We start from the raw sequence: 16,132 nt of genomic DNA, 5'->3' as shown, positions 1-16,132 counted from the left end.
AAATCAAAATTTGAAAAATTCCGCTTTATTCGGGCATTTTTTTCGGTTTTTAAGTAAAGCCAAATCAGCACTTCAAAAAATTTACTTAAATTTAAATCTCAAAAAAAACTACAACAATAAACTTATGAAAAACTTTATAGCGGCATCAGCAATTATTCTGTTTGCACTCGCTTGTGAGAAAAAAGCAGATGAAACGGTGGTTACAAACCAGTCCAACCAGGATTCTATGGTGATTCCGGAGTCCAACGAAGCGGTGGAATCCTCCACGCTTCAAACCTGTTATATGGAAGCTATTGGAAAAGATACCGTTTTCCTTTCGCTGGAAGATAATCTCGGAACTTTCATCGGAAAAATGCGCTATAAAAACTTCGAAAAAGACAGCTCTCACGGCGATATAATGGGAAGCCAAAATGGCGACACGCTAAAAATTGTGTATACTTTTCAGGCGGAAGGAACAACTTCTGAACGCGAAATTTATTTCCTTAAAAAAGACGGTTCACTCCTCGAAGCCACCGGTTTATACGATGTTGACGGCATCAAATCCGTTTACGCAAATACGAAAGATCTGAAATACGATGGTCACGTTTTAAAGCAAACCGACTGTACCGATTTCGACAAAAATTTCGTGCTTAAATAGCCAAAATTTTTCATTTTATCGGTTTCCTGGAAATTATTCACAATATTTTTCCAGCATTTTAAATTATCTTAAATTAGGCAAAACAACATCTATGTCTTACTACCCTTTGACTTCCATCCCCGATTACTACGGAATTGACAGCTTATTGACTGAGGAACACCTGCTTATACGGCAGTCGGTTCGCGACTGGATTGAAAGTTTTGTAATGCCGAAAATTGATGACGCGGCGCAACATCATACTGACATTCCGGATTTAATGAAAGAATTGGGAAAAATCGGTGCTTTAGGGCCATATATTCCTGAAGAATACGGCGGTTCCGGACTTGACCAAATTTCCTACGGAATTATCATGCAGGAATTGGAGCGCGGCGATTCTGCCGTACGTTCCGCAGCTTCCGTGCAGAGTTCTCTGGTGATGTTTCCGATCAATGAGTTCGGTTCTGAAGAGCAAAAGAAGAAATATCTTCCGCAACTTGCTTCTGGTGAAATGATAGGTGCTTTCGGGCTTACGGAACCAAACCACGGCTCCGATCCGGGTTCGATGGAAACTTATTTCGTCGATAATGGCGACCATTATTTATTGAATGGCGCCAAAATGTGGATTACAAATGCTCCGCTTTGCGATATTGCGGTGGTTTGGGGCAAAAATGAAGACGGAAAAGTTCAGGGTTTAATCGTTGAACGTGGTTTTGAAGGATTTTCAACGCCGGAAACTCAAAATAAATGGTCGCTTCGTGCTTCCAAAACCGGTGAATTGGTTTTTAATAATGTAAAGGTTCCAAAAGAAAATCTTTTACCGAATGTTATCGGTTTGAAAGGTCCACTCTCCTGCTTAAATTCCGCCCGTTACGGCATTTCCTGGGGCGTGATCGGTGCAGCAATCGACTGCTATTGCACGGCTTTGCAATATGCTAAAGAACGAAAACAGTTCGGAAAACCAATCGCTTCTTACCAGTTGCAGCAGAAAAAATTAGCTGAATTTCTGACCGAAATTACAAAAGCACAGTTGCTGTGTCTGCAGCTTGGAAACTTAAAAAATGCCCACAAGGCAACGCCAGCACAAATTTCCATGGCCAAAAGAAATAATGTAAAAATGGCGATAGAAATTGCGCGCGAATCGCGGCAAATTTTGGGCGGAATGGGAATTATGGGCGAATTCCCTATGATGCGCCATGCCGCAAATCTGGAGTCGGTCATCACTTATGAAGGCACGCACGACATCCATTTGCTCATCACCGGCATGGATATCACGGGGATCAACGCTTTTTAAAACTGAAAACCTTCAACAATTGTTGAAGGTTTTTTTTACCATGTTGCTTTTTCCGTTTCTTTAAAATATTTTTCCGGGTCAAGAATTTCCTGAATTAAATTTCGGACAGATTTCATCGGCTGTTCCAGCAGATTTTCGGAAATTTCCGTTTCATCGAAAATGCTTAAAACCTGCACACCCTGATCAGCTTCAGCAAAACTCCAGATTCCACACTGAACGCGTTTATCGACAATTGTCGGCGAATGAATTGCAGCGTATGCGTAAATACAAAGCTGAAGCGCCTGTTTGCGGTCATCTTTAAAAAATATCTTTTCAAGCTTTTCTTCGTCTTCCACTTTTTTTGGCTGTGAAATAGCCAGATTTTTCATTTTTGCTGTTTTATAATCGATGATGCGGAGCTCTCCGTTTAAGCGGTCGATTCTGTCGATAAATCCGTAAAACGAAACCTGATCTGTTTTTTCTTCGTTCAAATAAAACGGGATATTTTCAAACTGTTCCTCTATGCCGATGATTTCCAATGAATTTCCGTTTTTAACCAGATTGAGGTCATATTCTACGATGGTGCGCACTACCCTTTCAGCTATCGATTTGTGGATGAAATTCATACCTTTTTCGTAAAAATCCAGCTGATGATTCATTTTAATAATCGACGTATTAACGATGTCGCTGATTTGGGAAGCAGAAAATTCCAAATCGCCTGAAACCAGTTGTTTACCAACTAATTTTTCATAAATAATCTGCAGAGAATAATGCACCAGATTCCCGTAACTTCTCTGCGAAAGCTCTTCTTCTATTTCACTGGTTTCGCGCGTTCCCAGGATTTTTGTCAAATAAAAATCAATCGGATTGTAAATGTACGAGGTAAGATGCGAAGCTGAAACGCGGTTTTTCCAATCTTCCAGCTTTTCCAAAACCGAAGGTGTCTTTTCTATTTCTATGGTTTCTTTATTAATCGGTTCCGACGAATTTTCGATGATAATATTTTCAATTTGGTGGTGTTGGTCTTCAATTTCCAGTTGCGTTATAAAGCGACTTTTTTCGCCGGTATTTACACCGGAACTTAAAGCATTGAAAAGCAGGTGAACATTCGGTGAACATTGGATAAGCCGGTAAAAATGGTAGGCATAAATGCTGTCATTTTCTAGGAAAGTATGAAGATTAAATTGGCGCCGAACGTCGAAAGGCAGATACGTATTTTGCGAGTTGCCTAACGGAAGTTTCCCTTCATTAGCTGACAGCAAAATAACATTTTCAAAGCACAGCAAACGCGTTTCCAGCAAACCCATCACCTGTAAACCTTGCAGCGGTTCGCCTTCAAAATCTATGGCTTCGGAATTTACAAGCTGGTTGATGAGCACTTCCAGGGTGTCCATTCCCATCGCAAAAGTGTACGGTGAAAGCTGGTTTTTAATGATTTTAAAACTCTTTTCAAAGTGTGAAATACTTTCGTACAAAATATCGTCTATTTCGCGGAATTTCAGTTCGTAACAGAACGAAATCAGCTGGTTCAAAAACGAAATAATGCCAGAAGGTTTTTCGAATAAATTGAAATAGGAAAGCTCGTTTAACAGTTCTCTAAACTGGTTTTTTCCAATGTAAACGATGTTTCTTTCTTCGATATTTGCTTTAAAATTCAGGATAATCCGTTGGTCAACTTCGCCGTTCGGCAGTTCTTCCAAAACCGAAAGCACATCATTATAATAATACGATGAATCTTTTTTTTCCAGCTGCTTTTGAAGGTAAAAAAGCTGTTTTACCGCGTTGCTGAAATTCAGGTTTTTAAGCGGAAAACCCATTGTAATGTTCAGATAATTTACGCTGCTCAGCGCATCGAGGCAAGTTGGCAATAAATTTTCATCCAGAAGAACTACCGCGGTTTTCGAAAGATTTGGATCGTTGATTTCTTTAAAAATATCGGGCAAAACTTTCGCTTGGGTGATATTGCCGGAAACTTCATAAACTTTGATGTTTTTCGGTTGTGCAAAATCATCATCTATCCAGCGGAATTCGCGGCTGTCATTAAATTCTTTCCAATTTTTAATGTCGCGCAGAAATTTTCCTGCTTCCTGGCGCAAATCGTTCATATAATATTCGTCGGTATGGAAAAAACATTGCGCTTTATCCCATTGCAAAAGGTTCCGCACGAGTTTTTCCTCAACTTTGGTGAAGGCATTAAACCCGCAGAAAACAAATTTATTTGCCGTTGTTTGGGCAAATTTTTCGGTTTTACCTTTCACGGTTTCATGAATCATTCCGGAAGTTGCCCAGTTTTTCTCCGCCAATTTCTGTTTTAAGATCGGTAAAAAATGGTTCATTTTCTGCCAAAAATTCAAATATTTATGCCGCGGCAAATCCGTAGTATCACCAAGGTTTTCAGACCAGTTTTTAATGCGTTCTTCATCGAACATATATTCCAGAACGGCTTTGTCGGAATCCGAAAACTTCAGAATATCATCCCAATCTTTTAAAAGAGTCGGAAACCATTTTAAGAAGCCGGCGAAATCTTCACCGGGATAAATTTCGCGATAAACATCAAAAGCAAAAAGCCATAAGGCAATCCCTTTCACCGGCTGCTTCTCAGAAATCTGCACAATTAAATCTTCAATCGTATAAAAATTGGGCAGCAAACCTGAATATTGTCTTTCCTGCAGAATTCTTTTAATGAAAACAATGGGTCTTTTTCCCGGCAACACAATGGAATATTGTGAAAGATCTGTACTTTGATCCAGCAGTTCGGTTATAATTTTATTTAAAAATTGCATAAAAATTTCGGGGGTATTTGGGCAAAAAATTTCAATTCTGCTTTGCCGCAGAATTGCTTTTCTAAAAACCTAAAAATAAGGATTTTCTCAATAAGTAAGCATTTTTATAAGAAAGAAGTTTTGCAAAAAAAAGCCTTTATAGCAGCCAAAAAATGCTTATAGAACGGTAATTTTCTTCTCAATCCAAATTGCTTTTCCGGAGGAATTTAAACCATTAAAAAATTTAAAGAAATAAGTTCCGCGCTTTTGTGGCCGAAAATTTATCTGAGAAAAATGTACTTTTTTTTCACCGCACGCAGCTTCCGTCGTGAATTTGTATGAAGTTACATCGCGGTTGAATTCATCGGCATAAATATAATCGTAGCCGTAAAATCCTTCGCAGCTGGAATTAAATGTAGAAAAAGTCTGAATTGCCTGAATGCTGAAAAGTGCCATCGTGTCGTGCTCAATTCTCACACTGTCTATCTGCACCGCACCCGAGCTGTTCACATACGCGCGCTCATTACGGTCGTTACAGCGAAGCACGCATAACAGCAACAGAAAAATTGCAACATAGCGTAAAGAATTTTTCATAAGCTGGCATTTTGGAAAGGTCAGTTACAAAACGAACAAAGACAGGAAGTTAGGAAAGAAAATTTTCCTTTGATAAATATACTACTTTTTTAGTTTCAAAAAATTCACTTTCGAAATAATTTTCAAGTGGAAAAATTTCGGTTTTCAGACCGGCAAGTTCTTCGGAAAGGTCGCCACCTTTCAGGTATAAAACGCCGTTGGGTTTTGCATTCAGGTTTTGTTTTTCGAATTTTCCCTTTAACCAGGTTAAAAAAACGGGCATCTGCGTCACCGCGCGGCTTACCACAAAATGAAATTTTTCTTTCAGTTCTTCAGCTCTTGTATGAATTGCAGTCACATTTTGCAAACCTATTCCCTCGGAAACTTCTTTCACCACCGTAATTTTTTTACCGATAGAATCCACCAAAGTAAACTGCACTTCCGGAAAAAGAATCGCGAGCGGAATTCCTGGAAAACCGCCGCCAGTACCAATATCTAAAACTCTTGTACCGGGAACGAATTCCATCACTTTTGCGATGCCTAAAGAATGCAGAATATGTTTTTCGTACAGCGAATCCATATCTTTTCGGGAAATCACGTTAATTTTTTCATTCCATTCCGCATACAATTCTTCGAGCTGCGCGAACTGATTTTTTTGTTTTTCTGAAAGATCTGGAAAATACTTTTCTATTAATTCTACCGGCATTTAGCAATTTTTTACAAAAGTATGAAAGCTTTTTAGAAAAGTTTCTTTTTGCGGCGTCGAAGTAAAAATTTAACTTTGAAATACTTTAAAATAATTATGAATAAATATTCTGACCGACTGCAAAGGCTCAGTTTTTCGCAGACTTTTGTAATGAGCAATAAGGTCCGCGAAATGAAAGCCGCCGGAATTGATGTGATCAGCCTTACTTTGGGCGAACCGGACTTTGACGTTCCGGATGATATTAAAACAGCAGCTTTTGCCGCAATTGACCAAAATTTCAGCCACTACTCGCCGGTTCCCGGTTTTATGGATTTGCGCCAGGCTATTTGCGAAAAATTGCAGCGCGATAATAATTTACAGTATGAACCGTCGCAGATTTGCGTTTCAAATGGTGCAAAACAATCTATATTAAATGTTCTAGCAGCGATAATTAATGATGGTGATGAAGTTATTTTGCCGGCGCCCTTCTGGGTAAGCTACGAAGAAATGGTGAAAATGATGGGCGGCACGGGAATTATCGTGAATACCAGCATAGAAACTGAGTTTAAAATTACGGCACTGCAGCTAGAAAAAGCCATTACACCTCGAACAAAAGCCCTGCTCTACAGTTCGCCTTGTAATCCATCCGGAAGTTATTATACCTACGAAGAGCTTGAAGCGCTCGCAACTGTGATCGCAAAACATCCTCAGATTACAGTGATTTCGGATGAGATTTACGAATACATCAATTACGACGGAAAACATACTTCAATAGCAGAATTTCCGCAGGTTTATGAACAAACTGCAGTAATTAACGGCATGTCAAAAGCTTTTGCGATGACCGGTTGGCGGATTGGATATTCGGCGTGCCCGAAATGGCTGGCGCAGGCTTGTGAAAAAATCCAGGGACAGATGACGAGCGGTGCAAATACAATGGCGCAAAAAGCTTCGATAACCGCGCTTCAAACCGATCCGTCGAACTACGATTATATGATTAAAGAATTCAAAAAAAGACGCGAAATCGTGTATTCTTTAATGAAAGGAATTCCGGGTTTTAAGGTGAATTACCCAAAATCAGCCTTCTACTTCTTTCCGGACATTTCCTTTTATATCGGTAAAACCATTAACGGAAAACTTGTACAAAACGCTGATGATTTCGCGATGATTTTGCTTGAAAACGCTCACGTTGGTGCTGTTGGTGGCGTTTCATTCGGAAATTCGAATTGTATCCGTTTCTCGTATGCGGCGTCCGAAGTTGATTTGATGGAAGCAATGCGGCGCATCAAACATTTTCTGGAAAATGCAGAAATTTTCTGAGCTATTTGCACAAAAAAAACCGGTTTAAAATTTAAGCCGGTTTTTTTATATTTTTTTGAAGAAATTAAAACTTGATAATGTCTTTCATTTTTTCGTTTTCCTCGTTTACCATATCATCGTCAACCAAAATTTTACCGGAATGTTCATCGATAATAATTTTTTTACGTTGTGCGATTTCCATTTGCTTTTGCGGGGGAAGCGTAAAGAACGAACCTTTTGGCGCACCTCTTTCCAAACCTACAACTGCTAAACCGGTTGGCGAGCTGGTTCTGATTCTTTGGTAAGACGCCAACAAACGCTCATCGATATTTTTCGCAAATTCCTGTGATTTTGCAAGTAAAAAATCTTCTTCTTTCTGAGTTTCCGAAACCAAATTTTCAAGCTCCTCTTTTTTGTATTTCAAGTGGTTTTTTAATTCTTCGATTTTGTTGGTCAACTCCTCCAAAGTTTCATTTTTATGGCTGATTTTTGCACCAAATTCACCAATTCTTTTCTCCGCCAACTGAATTTCTAAATCCTGGAATTCAATTTCTTTTTCCAAAGATTCAAATTCTTTATTGTTGCGAACGTTATCTTGCTGCGTCTTGTATTTTTCAATCAAAGATTTTGCATGATTGATCACTTCATTTTTGGCATTGATTTCCTCATTTTGAAGTTTGATCTCGCTTTGAAACTTTTCAGCTCTTTTTTCCAGACCTTCAATTTCAATTTCCAGATCTTCTACTTCAATCGGCAATTCACCGCGTGTACTGCGGATTTCATCCAAACGGGAATCAATAATTTGAAGATCATATAATGCTCTAAGTTTATCTTCAACGGATATTTCTACAGTTTTTTTTGCCATATTTTTATAAAAAATAGTTTACAGGGTTGGTTTTCTCGGTAGATTTTGAGATCGCAAAGGTAGTGAATTTTTGTGATAAAATTTCAACTAAATGCTCAGTTACAAATTGTTCAGATTCAAAATGTCCGATGTCGCACAGCAATATTTTGCTTTCACTGCGAAAAAAATCATGATATTTTAAATCTCCGGTTAAATAGGCATCGCAACCTGCGGAAAGTGCGACTGATAAACCGCTTGCACCACTTCCACCCAAAACTCCGACGCGCTTAATTTTTTTACCGGTAAAATTTGAATGTCGAATGATTTTTAAATTAAAAGTTTTTTTAACGAATTCCAGAAAAGTTTTTTCATCCATTTCCGCATTTAATTCGCCAAATCTGCCTAAACCTAAATACTGGTTTTCATTTTCGATTTTAATAAGCTGATAAGCAACTTCCTCGTACGGATGCGCATTTTTCATGGCTTTAACGATGCTGTTTTTCTTATACTCTTCAAAAACCACCGAAATAACGACCTCATCTGTATGCTCACATTTGTTGATTTCACCTTCATACGGATCGGCACCCGGTTTTGGCTTAAAACTTCCTTTCCCCGGAATGGTAAAGCTGCATTCTTCGTAGAATCCGATATTTCCCGCGCCGGCTTTAAACAAGGCATTCTTCACTTCGCCTGCATTCTCTGGAGGAACATAAACTTCTAAGATCTGAAGTTTATGCGCAGAAGGAATCAAAATTTTCTGGCTTAAAAGACCTAATTTTTCACAAATTTTGTAATTGACACCAAAATAATCATTATCAAAAGCGGTATGAATCGCATAGATTGCAATTTTATTTTCAATCGCTTTCAGCACCGTTTTTTCAACATAATTTTTGCCGGTAATGCTTTTTAACCCTGAAAAAATAATCGGATGAAATGTGACAATTACATTTAAATTCTTTGTAATAGCTTCATCAACAACATTTTCCAAAACATCATGGCAAACCAAAATTCCCGTAACTTCGCGTGAAGGATTACCACAAAGCAGCCCAACATTGTCAAAATCTTCAGCTTGCGCTAAAGGAATGAGGTTTTGCAAGCCTTCAATTACTTCATTAACTGTCATTTTATTATGTTTGTAGCGAATTTAGCGATTAATTTTAAATTCTACCGATACGAGTGATGGAAAGAGAACACGATTTTATTCCCGAAAGAAAAAAGTGGAAGCGCCAGCTTTTCCGTATTATTTTCAAATCGGACACCCGGCTCGGAAAGCTGTTCGACCTATGTTTGCTTGTATTGATTTTCCTCAGCACTTTCATTGTGATGATGGAAAGCGTGGATATTTACGATGCAAAACTCCATAATCTCTTCGTAATTTTAGAAATCATCATCACCGCGTTTTTCACGGTGGAATATATTCTCCGCATTATCACTTTGAAGAACAAAAAAGCCTACATTTTCAGCTTTTTCGGGATTATTGATTTTCTTGCGATTTTACCTTTTTATTTAAGCCTCTTTTTCCCGATCACGAAGTATTTCCTTATCCTTCGGATGTTGCGCATGCTAAGGATTTTCCGCATTCTCAACCTGTTGGATTTTATGAACGATGGTTATTTCATCATTCGTGCCTTGAAGCACAGTTCGCGGAAGATTTATATTTTTCTGCTCTTTTTAATGATTTTTTCTGTAATTATCGGTTCGATGATGTTTATGGTTGAAGGTCACCGTGATGGTTTTGAAAGTATTCCGCAAAGTATTTACTGGGCGGTAGTAACGGTAACTACCGTTGGTTACGGCGATGTTTCGCCCGGAACTCCACTGGGAAAATTTCTTTCGATATTATTAATGTTAGCCGGTTATTCCATTATCGCAGTGCCTACCGGAATTGTCACCGCTGAAATGCGGAACAAGCGCCAAAACCTTGAGAAAGTTTGCCACCGTTGCGGTAATGATGATATTGACGACGACGCACGCTACTGCAAAATCTGCGGCGAAAAAGTCGTGAAAGATATCACTCCGGAATAAAATCTAAAACTTTTTTAGCTGCTTTTCGGGCATTTCTTTCAATTTTTAAAATCCCGGATAATTAAATATAAAAAAGTGCATCGTTTGATGCACTTTCTCATTTGTGTTTTTAGAAATATTTAGTCTTTAAAAAGTGAGACTCTTGTAAAGGAATCAATAGTGACGTTAACGTTAATATCTGCGGACAGTGTCAGCTGATAACCCTGACCGGGCGCCAGACTATCAGGATCGGCGATGGTATAAAAATAAAAGGTAACCACATTTCCCGGTGAAAAATTAGACGCCGCTGGTACCATTCCAATTGAATTTACGATAAAACCTGAAACCGTATTCTGGAATTTCGCATTAATTGACCCAGTTGCACCGCTGCCTGCATTCGCAAATACGACCAGTCGCCAAATATGAACCTGCCCTCCAATTTCATTTTCTCTAAATCGTCCACTAGGCGAATTCAAGTAGATATAAGGTGTTTTATCTGCAACGTCAGGGGTAGTTTCTGGCCAGCTCGTTGTTGGTGAAGGCGCAAAATTTAAAGGTATCTGATAAAGAACCTGTTGTTCAGGGCCATAAGTTCCGTGCGCCGCCTGCAGATTGAGAACAGGTTTAACCTGTCCTGTACCACCAGATAGAATTTTAACTACTCCATCATTGCCAGCTACGGAAGAGGTGGCTACAAAAAACTGTCTCCACAGTGTACCATCCCAGTATTGGAAAGCATTTGAAGTGGTATTAAAAATTAAAGTTCCTTCAGTTAAAGCAGCATTTGCAACACCGGCGGGCGGTACGGTTGCCGGATTGTTGTCGGCGAGGTTGGTGTCTCGCTGAACGTCTGTTAGTTTCGGGATTAAGATCCCTTTTTCGTTGGAATGGATGTCTAAAACCGTAGCGCCATTCGGTGTGGTAGTATTAATGCCGACCTGAGCATAGCTGAAAATGCTCATCGCAGTTAATACTGCAATAGTAAATTTCTTTTTCATCTTTGTGTGTTTTGTTTTACGAAGTTAAGGCCAAGGAACCCCAATGTATTACAGTATAAACACCCAATTATGAAAAATTTTGCCGCTCAAAACACCTTTTTTTTAAAACTTTCGGTGTGCTCCAATTATTATAAGACTTTAAACAAAGCAAACTTTAAAAATTAAAAGCCGGTGAAAATAAATCACCAACGGAAAATATTTTTAAACAAATCACAAATAAAAAAACACTCCAAGTAATTTGAAGTGTTTTTATAAAAATTCGGTTAAATAACCGGTAAAATTATTTTGCTGATTTAATGTCCACCAACTGAACATCGAATATCAACCAGGCATTTGGTGGAATTACACCACCGGCACCGCGTGCTCCGTAACCTAATTCAGATGGAATCAACAAAGTCGCAGATTCTCCTTCTTTCATCAAAAGAATACCTTCGTCCCAACCTTTAATTACCTGACCAACACCAATTGGTATAACGATCGGTTCGTTTCTTTTAAATGAAGAATCGAATTCAGTCCCGTCAATCAGTTTACCGGCGTAATGCACAGCTACTTCATCACCAACATTTGGTTTGGCACCGTCCGTAGATTCTGTAATTTTATAATACAATCCGGATGGTGTAACCTGCATTCCGGCTTTTAAATCATCAACCATTTTCTGCTGATTTGCAGCAAATTCTTCCTCTTTTTTCTTTTTTTCAGCTTCTAATTTTTCAAGAATGGCTTTATTATTTTCTTTGATTTTGCCTTTTCCTTCGCTGAAAATTTTTGCAGGATCATAGTTTTTGTACTCATCACCTTTAGTGAAAACAGAGACTTTTTCTAAAACCACATCGGTTTTTGGTTTATCCTGCGCACCTTTTTCTACGTTCGCGATGGAATCAATAACTTCAATACCATTGATCACTTTTCCGAAAACGGTGTGTTTTCCGTCTAACCAAGGCGTAGCAATTTCAGTAATGAAAAACTGAGAACCGCTCGTGTTCGGACCGGAATTCGCCATTGATAAAATACCTTTTCCGGTATGTTTAAGATCATTTTTTTCGTCATCAAATTTATAACCTGGATCACCCATTCCGGTTCCTTTCGGATCACCTCCCTGAATCATGAAATCCTTGATAACACGGTGAAAAATAGTACCGTCGTAAAACGGGACACCTTTGCCTTTCGCTTTATTATCAATTTTTCCTTCAGCTAATCCTACAAAATTCGCCACTGTAACGGGTGCTTTTTTGTCTTCAAATTGTACGATCATATTTCCTTTAGAAGTTTGGAAATTGGCGTACAGGCCATCTTTTAAGCCTTCGTAAGTTTCTTTGTCTACATTCATTTTTTTATAAATTGGGGTGCAACTTGTGAGTGATATCGCTGCAAAAGCGATGAATAATTTTTTTATCATTTTCTACAAAACTTTAAGTTTTACAATGAGCGGCATATCGTTGGAAATTTTGTCTCCATCGCCAACAGCGCCGTACGCAAGCGCGGACGGAATCAACAGCGTTACTTCTTCACCTTCATTCATATAACGAAGCGCGTCTTCAATAGGTTTTAATTCCTCAAAACGGCCAAAATTTACATTTAAATTTTCAACGGGTTTGTCATAAAGTTTCACCCAGCCGAAATCGTAAATTTCATATTGGTAAGAAATCAGATCACCATTATTTTTTCGCGGCCGGGACTGCAAATTTTCCATATTTACCCAATAGTTCAAGCTGGTGCTGTAATATTTTTCCGGCTGTGATTTTATCCAGTCTTCAATCTGACTTTTTTCCAGGTTATTCAGCACTTTTGTACGGTTTTTAGAAACCTGCATTTCCTGTTCGCTCAGCGATCGGCTCGCAGGCGAATATTCCGGCTGGTGCTGTACGCAGCTTGCTAAAAAAAAGAGGACAAAAAGAGGGAAATACTTCATAAAGCTTTTGCGAAATTACGCATTTCAGCGCAAATGTTAAAATCAAAAGCCGGGAACCTCAATTCCCGGCTTTTATTTTATTTAAAATTTCTGAAAAATCTTAGAATTTAGGCTCTACTTTTACTCTCCAACCGAAAGTATCTTCAGCATTATTGGTTTGGATATCAACCAAATCTTTCTGCAGCTGCAAAGCGAAGCTCTCTTCCAAAGTTAGTTTTGGTAATTCCAGTTTTTCACCTTTATAACCAATTGCTTTGAAAGCAGAAGTTACTACCGCAGTACCAACGCCCCAGATTTCTTTCAAAGTTCCGTTTTTATGAGCTTCAACAACAGTTTTTACAGATACAGGTTCAACTCTTAAATCAATTCCTTTCTTTTCTGCAAGTTTAATGAAACTGTCGCGTGTAATACCGTCCAGGATTTTTTCTGAAGTTGGAGGTGTATAAATAGTGTCGTTAATTCTCACGAAAACATTCATCGTTCCACTTTCTTCGAAATATTCGTGGGTGGAATCATCGGTCCAGATAATTTGCTCATAACCTTCTTCATTCGCCAATTGAGTTGGATAAAAAGCAGCGGCGTAATTACCGGCAGCCTTTGCAAATCCTACTCCACCATTTGCAGCTCTGGAATAATAATCTGAAATTTTCACAGCTACAGGCTCAGAATAATAGCTTTTTGCTGGTGTTGCAACAATTGCAAACATATATTTATTAGCAATTCTTGCTTTCAAAGCTTCTTCAGTAGCGAAAATAAGCGGTCTGATATATAATGAATTTCCTTCACCATACGGAATCCAGTCGCGGTCTACATCTACTAACGCCTTCAAACCTTCCAAAAACATTTCCTCAGTAACTTCCGGCATTGCCAAACGGCTTGCGGATTTATTGATACGCGCAAAATTCTTCTCCGGACGGAAAAGGAAAATGTCGCCATCCTTATCTTTATAAGCCTTCATTCCTTCAAAACATGCCTGACCATAATTTACACCCATCATAGCTGGTGAAAAAGGCAGCGGCCCGTAAGGAACCAATTTCACATCACCCCACTTCCCGTTTTCGTACTCACAGATAATCATGTGATCTATAAATGTATTTCCGAACGAAAAATTATTTGGATCAAAAGAAGAAATCCGTGGATTAGTAGATTTTTGAATTATCATTATTAAAATTATTTTTGATGTTCTACAAATTTAATATAATTTTTTACATTTCAAAATTTTAAATTAATTTTGGAAAAATTTGGCATGAAAAGGGAAATAAAAACCACTTCCGACGGCAGTAATACTTTATATATCAATGATTTAAATGAAAGCTACCACTCACACCACGGCGCGCTCCAGGAAGCCAAACACGTCTTTATTGAAAATGGATTAAAATTGGTAAATAATTGTGAAATAAATATTTTAGAACTTGGTTTCGGAACAGGACTGAATGTTTTAGTCACAATAAATGATTTTTTGCAAAATACGCAAATCCAAAAAATCCACTATTTTACCCTGGAAAAATATCCCGTAAATGCGGAGGAACTAAAACTGCTGGATTACAGCGAATTTTTTGCCGATTTAGCCGTTAAAAAATCTTATGCGAAAATCCACGAAGCGGAGTGGAATGTTGAAACCGAAATTCTGCCGAATTTTTTCCTGACCAAATTCAAAAGCGATTTTTTCGCCCTTCCAGAGCTGAATTTTCCCAAAATAGATTTGGTGTATTTCGACTGTTTCGGTGCCCGTGTACAGCCGGATTTGTGGGAAAAACCACTTTTCGAAATAGTCGCAGATAAAATGGCAGACGGTGCGGTGCTCACCACCTATTCATCGAAAGGAAGCGTGCGCAGAATTTTGCAGGATTTAAATTTTAAAGTTGAAAAAAAAGCCGGTCCGCCCGGAAAAAGAGAGATGATCAATGCGATAAAATTTTCCGAAAACAAATAATTTCTAAATTAGCTAACTTTGTTTAATTCAAAGATGATTTCATGATCGACAAAATAAATGTGCGCGTTTATGTGGCGCTGCTGAAAGATAAAAAAGTACTGGGTTTACACGAAGAATATGTAGGCCAACAGCTGCTGAAATTTCCCGGCGGCGGTTTGGAATTCGGCGAAAGCGTTCTGGAATGTCTGCAGCGCGAGCTTGAAGAAGAGCTGAACATCAAAGCTAAAAACATCACGCATCTTTATACGCAAGAAAATTTCATCGTATCAAAATTCCGGGACAACGAGCAGCTTTTAAGCATCTATTATGAAGCAGAAATCGCGGATGAAAAAGAGCTGCTGATTATGGACCCGTGCATTGAAAAATTAGAATGGATTTCCCTCAGCGAAGAAAATCCATTTTTATTACCTGTCGATAAAGTAGTTTTTGAACTGCTTAAAAAAAAATATCTATAAAATTTCGTTCAGCATTTTCGCAAGACGCAAACCTCCATACAGAAGCTGTCTTTCCAAAAGCGGCTCAAATTTATAATTATAATCGTAAGAATAAGCGGCATCCGGTTTTGTATTGGCATAAATGCGGTTCGCAGCTTTGTGGCTGTCATAAAGCCAGTCTTCCAATGTTCCGTATTGAATTGTTTTTACTTCCTGTTTAGATTTTTTATCTAAAACTTCCGCAAATTCGGTGTAGCTGTAATTTTGGAATTCTACAAGTTTGGTATCCCATAAGGAGTGAAGATTCGTGTTATCGCCAAAAAATTTCAGTTTTACTCTATTTCCGCCTAAATCTTCAGCGCGCCCTACATGCATCGGCTGCGCAGCGTCGCCCATCAAATGGATCAGAAAGCGCAACGCAATTTCTCGGTCCTTCGGAGCTGTTTTTTTGTCTTTTATCTGGTTTGCCAAAGTTTTAATTTGCGTGTACATATTCGGTCCGGTCTGACTTTCCAAGGAATCTTTAAACTGCTTGAGATTAGATTGTGGGCTGATATTTACATAATGCCACACTTCGGTAGGTTTCCAGACGCCTGTTGTATCAGATTTTATCTGATCCGGCCAGTTTGCCCAATACGCCAGTTTTTGGTCCCCGATAATTTTTTTCAGATTACGTTTGGCTTTTGCTGATAAATGATGCTCTGCAATTTCTGCAACAACACGGTGGCCTGTGGTTCCCCAACAATATGCGAGGTTAAAACTTAAAAGTGCTAAAAGAACGAAAGTGCTCTTTATTGATCTGTTCATA

General features: G+C 38.6%; 16 protein-coding genes. 6 read left to right on the top strand and 10 right to left on the bottom strand.

From position 1 onward, the window contains the following. The first annotated feature begins 124 nt into the window (after positions 1-124). Both BMZ55_RS02280 and BMZ55_RS02275 read left to right on the top strand, forming a co-directional pair. Positions 125-637: a hypothetical protein gene (locus BMZ55_RS02280; protein ID WP_143068735.1), complete on the top strand. Its 513-nt coding sequence runs from the start codon at positions 125-127 to the stop codon at positions 635-637. A gap of 91 nt (positions 638-728) precedes the next feature. Beyond that, on the top strand, positions 729-1,907 hold the full coding sequence (locus tag BMZ55_RS02275) for an acyl-CoA dehydrogenase family protein (protein WP_089818280.1): 1,179 nt from the start codon (positions 729-731) through the stop codon (positions 1,905-1,907). Positions 1,908-1,942: 35 nt separating this feature from the next. Here BMZ55_RS02275 and BMZ55_RS02270 read toward each other — a convergent pair whose 3' ends face one another. From BMZ55_RS02270 to rsmG, 3 genes are all read right to left on the bottom strand, one after another. Further along, entirely contained in the window at positions 1,943-4,669 is a 2,727-nt protein-coding gene (locus BMZ55_RS02270; RefSeq protein ID WP_089818278.1) for a PD-(D/E)XK nuclease family protein, read from the bottom strand. 156 nt (positions 4,670-4,825) lie between these two features. Continuing rightward, positions 4,826-5,242, bottom strand: a complete 417-nt coding sequence (locus BMZ55_RS02265; RefSeq protein WP_089818276.1) for a hypothetical protein — start codon at positions 5,240-5,242, stop codon at positions 4,826-4,828. A gap of 49 nt (positions 5,243-5,291) precedes the next feature. Continuing rightward, a complete protein-coding gene (gene rsmG / locus BMZ55_RS02260) occupies positions 5,292-5,927 on the bottom strand; it encodes a 16S rRNA (guanine(527)-N(7))-methyltransferase RsmG (RefSeq protein WP_089818274.1) in 636 nt (211 codons plus the stop codon). Between the two features lie 96 nt (positions 5,928-6,023). On the opposite strand from rsmG, the gene BMZ55_RS02255 reads away from it, so the two are divergent. Then, positions 6,024-7,223, top strand: a complete 1,200-nt coding sequence (locus tag BMZ55_RS02255) for a pyridoxal phosphate-dependent aminotransferase (protein WP_089818272.1) — start codon at positions 6,024-6,026, stop codon at positions 7,221-7,223. Positions 7,224-7,287: 64 nt separating this feature from the next. Here the strand turns inward: BMZ55_RS02255 and BMZ55_RS02250 are convergent, their stop codons facing one another. Further along, the gene (locus tag BMZ55_RS02250) at positions 7,288-8,067 is read right to left on the bottom strand and encodes a zinc ribbon domain-containing protein (protein WP_089818270.1); all 780 of its coding nucleotides are present in this window, start codon (positions 8,065-8,067) and stop codon (positions 7,288-7,290) included. A gap of 4 nt (positions 8,068-8,071) precedes the next feature. Next, positions 8,072-9,169 (bottom strand): Nif3-like dinuclear metal center hexameric protein, encoded by a 1,098-nt coding sequence (locus BMZ55_RS02245; protein ID WP_089818268.1) that lies wholly within the window; start codon positions 9,167-9,169, stop codon positions 8,072-8,074. A 56-nt stretch (positions 9,170-9,225) separates the two neighbouring features. Between BMZ55_RS02245 and BMZ55_RS02240 the strand changes: the two genes are divergently transcribed. Then, positions 9,226-10,071: an ion transporter gene (locus BMZ55_RS02240; RefSeq protein ID WP_089818266.1), complete on the top strand. Its 846-nt coding sequence runs from the start codon at positions 9,226-9,228 to the stop codon at positions 10,069-10,071. A gap of 119 nt (positions 10,072-10,190) precedes the next feature. On the opposite strand, the gene BMZ55_RS02235 is transcribed toward BMZ55_RS02240, so the two are convergent. The 4 genes from BMZ55_RS02235 to BMZ55_RS02220 form a co-directional block, all read right to left on the bottom strand. Then, positions 10,191-11,048: a hypothetical protein gene (locus tag BMZ55_RS02235; RefSeq protein WP_233701869.1), complete on the bottom strand. Its 858-nt coding sequence runs from the start codon at positions 11,046-11,048 to the stop codon at positions 10,191-10,193. Positions 11,049-11,328: 280 nt separating this feature from the next. Next, on the bottom strand, positions 11,329-12,375 hold the full coding sequence (locus BMZ55_RS02230; protein WP_089819372.1) for a peptidylprolyl isomerase: 1,047 nt from the start codon (positions 12,373-12,375) through the stop codon (positions 11,329-11,331). A gap of 72 nt (positions 12,376-12,447) precedes the next feature. After that, positions 12,448-12,957 carry an FKBP-type peptidyl-prolyl cis-trans isomerase gene (locus tag BMZ55_RS02225; protein WP_089818264.1) on the bottom strand — a complete coding sequence of 170 codons (510 nt, stop codon included), beginning with the start codon at positions 12,955-12,957 and terminating at the stop codon, positions 12,448-12,450. Positions 12,958-13,057: 100 nt separating this feature from the next. Beyond that, entirely contained in the window at positions 13,058-14,119 is a 1,062-nt protein-coding gene (locus tag BMZ55_RS02220) for a branched-chain amino acid aminotransferase (protein WP_089818262.1), read from the bottom strand. A gap of 84 nt (positions 14,120-14,203) precedes the next feature. On the opposite strand from BMZ55_RS02220, the gene mnmD reads away from it, so the two are divergent. Next, positions 14,204-14,890 carry a tRNA (5-methylaminomethyl-2-thiouridine)(34)-methyltransferase MnmC2 gene (mnmD, locus tag BMZ55_RS02215; RefSeq protein ID WP_089819370.1) on the top strand — a complete coding sequence of 229 codons (687 nt, stop codon included), beginning with the start codon at positions 14,204-14,206 and terminating at the stop codon, positions 14,888-14,890. 41 nt (positions 14,891-14,931) lie between these two features. Then, positions 14,932-15,345: an NUDIX hydrolase gene (locus BMZ55_RS02210; protein WP_089818260.1), complete on the top strand. Its 414-nt coding sequence runs from the start codon at positions 14,932-14,934 to the stop codon at positions 15,343-15,345. Here BMZ55_RS02210 and BMZ55_RS02205 read toward each other — a convergent pair. Then, on the bottom strand, positions 15,340-16,131 hold the full coding sequence (locus tag BMZ55_RS02205) for a S1/P1 nuclease (RefSeq protein WP_089818258.1): 792 nt from the start codon (positions 16,129-16,131) through the stop codon (positions 15,340-15,342). The genes BMZ55_RS02210 and BMZ55_RS02205 overlap by 6 nt on opposite strands. Position 16,132: the final 1 nt, after the last annotated feature.

Source organism: Kaistella treverensis (genome assembly GCF_900114045.1).
GTDB lineage: Bacteria > Bacteroidota > Bacteroidia > Flavobacteriales > Weeksellaceae > Kaistella > Kaistella treverensis.
The sequence above is the reverse complement of the archived record's forward strand: the minus strand, read 5'-3'. Positions and strand labels throughout refer to the sequence as shown.

Bases quoted from the DNA above. Each gene is read 5' to 3' on its own strand.
- BMZ55_RS02280 (WP_143068735.1), top strand. From the start codon at position 125: ATGAAAAACTTTATAGCGGCATCAGCAATTATTCTGTTTGCACTCGCT.
- BMZ55_RS02275 (WP_089818280.1), top strand. From the start codon at position 729: ATGTCTTACTACCCTTTGACTTCCATCCCCGATTACTACGGAATTGAC.
- BMZ55_RS02270 (WP_089818278.1), bottom strand. From the start codon at position 4,669: ATGCAATTTTTAAATAAAATTATAACCGAACTGCTGGATCAAAGTACA.
- BMZ55_RS02265 (WP_089818276.1), bottom strand. From the start codon at position 5,242: ATGAAAAATTCTTTACGCTATGTTGCAATTTTTCTGTTGCTGTTATGC.
- rsmG (WP_089818274.1), bottom strand. From the start codon at position 5,927: ATGCCGGTAGAATTAATAGAAAAGTATTTTCCAGATCTTTCAGAAAAA.
- BMZ55_RS02255 (WP_089818272.1), top strand. From the start codon at position 6,024: ATGAATAAATATTCTGACCGACTGCAAAGGCTCAGTTTTTCGCAGACT.
- BMZ55_RS02250 (WP_089818270.1), bottom strand. From the start codon at position 8,067: ATGGCAAAAAAAACTGTAGAAATATCCGTTGAAGATAAACTTAGAGCA.
- BMZ55_RS02245 (WP_089818268.1), bottom strand. From the start codon at position 9,169: ATGACAGTTAATGAAGTAATTGAAGGCTTGCAAAACCTCATTCCTTTA.
- BMZ55_RS02240 (WP_089818266.1), top strand. From the start codon at position 9,226: ATGGAAAGAGAACACGATTTTATTCCCGAAAGAAAAAAGTGGAAGCGC.
- BMZ55_RS02235 (WP_233701869.1), bottom strand. From the start codon at position 11,048: ATGAAAAAGAAATTTACTATTGCAGTATTAACTGCGATGAGCATTTTC.
- BMZ55_RS02230 (WP_089819372.1), bottom strand. From the start codon at position 12,375: ATGAATGTAGACAAAGAAACTTACGAAGGCTTAAAAGATGGCCTGTAC.
- BMZ55_RS02225 (WP_089818264.1), bottom strand. From the start codon at position 12,957: ATGAAGTATTTCCCTCTTTTTGTCCTCTTTTTTTTAGCAAGCTGCGTA.
- BMZ55_RS02220 (WP_089818262.1), bottom strand. From the start codon at position 14,119: ATGATAATTCAAAAATCTACTAATCCACGGATTTCTTCTTTTGATCCA.
- mnmD (WP_089819370.1), top strand. From the start codon at position 14,204: ATGAAAAGGGAAATAAAAACCACTTCCGACGGCAGTAATACTTTATAT.
- BMZ55_RS02210 (WP_089818260.1), top strand. From the start codon at position 14,932: ATGATCGACAAAATAAATGTGCGCGTTTATGTGGCGCTGCTGAAAGAT.
- BMZ55_RS02205 (WP_089818258.1), bottom strand. From the start codon at position 16,131: ATGAACAGATCAATAAAGAGCACTTTCGTTCTTTTAGCACTTTTAAGT.